General features: G+C 57.5%; 1 protein-coding gene. It reads left to right on the top strand.

From position 1 onward, the window contains the following. Window positions 1–309, top strand: a 309-nt coding sequence (locus ACZ9XP_RS17885) for a DUF3768 domain-containing protein (RefSeq protein WP_465188959.1), incomplete at its 5' end; no start/stop codon positions are given. Window positions 310–322: the final 13 nt, after the last annotated feature.

Below are 322 nucleotides of genomic sequence, written 5' to 3'. Positions count from 1 at the left end.
ATCCAGCAACTGAACGACGCCCTGCGTACCCAGTTTGTCGGTGGCCAGGTGCTGCTCACTGCCGGCTTTCAAACCCTGCCCGATGAGCAGCAAGCCGCCTTGTTGCTCGCCATCCGCGATTTCAACGACTTTACCCCCGACAACGACCCCTACGGTGAACACGACTTTGTCGCGGTCGAGGTCGATGGTGTGAAGGTGTTCTGCAAGATCGATTACTACGACCCTACGCTGCAGCAGCACTCCGTTGATGCGGCCAACCCTGTACTGACCCACCGCGTGATGACGGTGATGTTGGCCGCAGAGTACTAAACCCTTTTACTCA

Source organism: Vogesella perlucida (assembly GCF_979366545.1).
Note: the sequence above shows the minus strand (reverse complement) of the source record. Positions and strands in the feature narration are given on the sequence as shown.